4 protein-coding genes are annotated in these 2,443 nt (G+C 65.7%); all 4 read right to left on the reverse strand.

From position 1 onward, the window contains the following. A partial coding sequence (fabI, locus tag AC1DKD_RS40635; protein ID WP_477144686.1) for an enoyl-ACP reductase FabI occupies positions 1 to 750 on the reverse strand: 750 nt, incomplete at its 3' end. Then, positions 747 to 896, reverse strand: a complete 150-nt coding sequence (locus tag AC1DKD_RS40640) for a hypothetical protein (RefSeq protein WP_477111045.1) — start codon at positions 894 to 896, stop codon at positions 747 to 749. The genes AC1DKD_RS40640 and fabI, both read right to left, overlap by 4 nt. After that, entirely contained in the window at positions 893 to 2,083 is a 1,191-nt protein-coding gene (locus AC1DKD_RS40645) for an acetate/propionate family kinase (RefSeq protein WP_477111046.1), read from the reverse strand. Before AC1DKD_RS40645 ends, AC1DKD_RS40640 begins: the two co-directional genes overlap by 4 nt. A 4-nt stretch (positions 2,084 to 2,087) precedes the next feature. Continuing rightward, a partial coding sequence (locus tag AC1DKD_RS40650; protein WP_477144687.1) for a phosphate acyltransferase occupies positions 2,088 to 2,443 on the reverse strand: 356 nt, incomplete at its 5' end.

Genomic DNA, 2,443 nt, shown 5'->3' on the forward strand with positions numbered 1-2,443 from the left:
CAGCGTTTCTCCCGACAGTCGCCGCGCAAACGGCGTCGCGAGAAACGCGCACGTAAAACCGACATCGAGGATGTCGACCAGTTCGCCAACGGGCGCGCGCTTCGCTGCGTCGCTAAGCATCAGGTCGAAGTCCTTCAGCCCGGAAGCGGCGCGGGTCTTGAGCGGACCAGGCGATATCGCATGCACACGGATGCCCCTGGCGCCGAGCTCGTAGGCCAGGTAGCGCGAAACGGCCTCCAGCGCGGCTTTCACCGGACCCATTACGTTATAGTTCGGCACCACTCTGTTTGCGCCGTAATAACTCATCGTGAACATCGTGCCCCCGTCCCGCATCAGAGGCGCGGCCAGCCGCGCCATGCGGATGAAGGAGTGGCAGGAGACGTCCATGGCCTTGCCGAATCCCTCAGCGGAGCAATTCAGCAGGCCGCCCTGCAGATCGTCCTTTGGCGCCCAGGCAATCGAATGCACGAGGATATCCAGCTTGCCCCAGGTCTTTTCGATCTCGGCGAACACGCCCTCAAGCTCCCCTTCGCGCGACACATCGAGCGGCATGAAGATCGGGGCTTCCAGTTCCTTCGCCACCGGCTCCACGTATTGCCTGGACTTTTCGTTCACATAGGTGATCGCGAGGTCGGCACCCATCTCCCGAAAGGCCTTTGCGCAGCCATAGGCGATTGACTGGTCGTTGGCGATCCCGCAGACCAGCGCTTTCTTGCCCGCCAGGATCGGCCGGAGTGTTTCGGCTGTCATGTTGCTGCTCCATCATAGGACATCTCCGGCACCCGTGCGGGCGCCGCAAGCGTAGCCTGGGTTGCCGCTTGCGCCTGCCCGGGCGACACGCCGGGTGCCGTCTCCATCGGCACCGCCTTGCCCGTGGCGAACGAAATGGTCTTCATTGCGCCGCCGTTCCGATCACCGACCTGGTGTGCCTTGCGATCATGAGTTCCTCGTTCGTCGGGATGACCCACACCGGCACCGTGCTCGACAGCGTGCTGATTCTCGGCTCGCCCCTGGCGTTCGCGCCGGCATCCAGCGCGATGCCAAGCCAGTCCGCCTGCCGGCAAACCTGCTCGCGTATCGGCGCGGCATGCTCGCCGACACCAGCGGTGAACACCAGTGCATCCAGTCCTCCAGCCGCGGCCGCAAGCGAACCTAGCTCGCGCGCGATCCGGTAGGTATAGAGTTCAACGGCGAAGCGTGCGCGCGGATCGTCGCTGGCCAGCAGCGCCCGCATGTCGCTGGAGATCCCGGAGACGCCGAGCAGCCCGGACTTGCGGTAGATCAGGTCCTCGATAGCGCGGGCATCCATGCCGAGCTCATCCATCATGTACAGGATGACACCGGGATCCAGATTGCCGCAGCGCGTACCCATGGGCAGCCCGTCCACCGCGGTGAACCCCATGGTGCTGGCGACACTCCGGCCGGCCACGAGCGCACACGTGCTGCTGCCGTTACCCAGATGGGCAACCACGGTGCGGCCGGCGGCGGCGGCGGCGTCGACCGCCGGCAAAACGCTGGCGATGTACTCATAGGAGAGCCCATGAAAGCCGTAGCGCCGCACGCCGCGCTGCGTGATCGAGGCGGGAAGCGCGAAAGCCTGTGCCGCTTCTGGCTGGCCGCGGTGAAACGCCGTGTCGAAACAAACCACTTGCGGCAGTTCGGGGCGCCGCTGCGCGAGAATGCGGATCGGCTTGAGGTTGTGCGGCTGGTGCAAAGGGGCCAGGGGGCTCAGGGCGTCCAGCGCAGAAACGACCTCGGGCGTGACTTTCACCGCCTGCGTGAACTGCACGCCTCCATGCACCACGCGGTGCCCCACGGCGACCAGATGGTGGCCTTCACCGTGCCCGCGCAGGAAATCGGCGAGAAAGGCAATGGCCCCGCCATGACCCAGTTCGGTGCCATCGCCCCAGTGTTTCGTCTCCACCTCCGCGCCCGATGCGTTGGTGGCGCGAAAGCCCGGCGACGTGTAGATGCCATCGAGACTGCCGCGCAGCACCAGCTCCGGCTCGTCGCCGTGGGCACCGAAAGCGCTGAACTTGATGCTCGACGAGCCTGCGTTGAGTACCAGTATCACGTCGGCCATGGCCTTACCCCAGTGCCTTGCCCGACTCGCGGCGGGCCTTTGCCACCAGCGCGGCAACCGCGCAGGATGCCAGCCGGGTCGACACGGAGTCCGCCCTGCTGGTGAGGATGATAGGTACCCGCGCGCCGAGCACGATGCCGGCCGCATCGGCACCGGCGAGAAAGGACAGGCTCTTGGCGAGCATGTTGCCGGCCTCCAGGTCGGGCACCAGCAGCACGTTGGCGCGGCCCGCAACCGGCGAATCGATCTTCTTGATGCGGGCGGCCTCCAGGTTGATGGCGTTGTCGAGCGCCAGAGGGCCGTCAACGACCGCGCCGGTGATCTGGTGACGTTCAACCATCTTGCACAGCGCTGCAGCTT

Source organism: Cupriavidus sp. 05T313 (genome assembly GCF_056396665.1).

Bases quoted from the DNA above. Each gene is read 5' to 3' on its own strand.
- AC1DKD_RS40640 (WP_477111045.1), bottom strand. From the start codon at position 896: ATGAAGACCATTTCGTTCGCCACGGGCAAGGCGGTGCCGATGGAGACG.
- AC1DKD_RS40645 (WP_477111046.1), bottom strand. From the start codon at position 2,083: ATGGCCGACGTGATACTGGTACTCAACGCAGGCTCGTCGAGCATCAAG.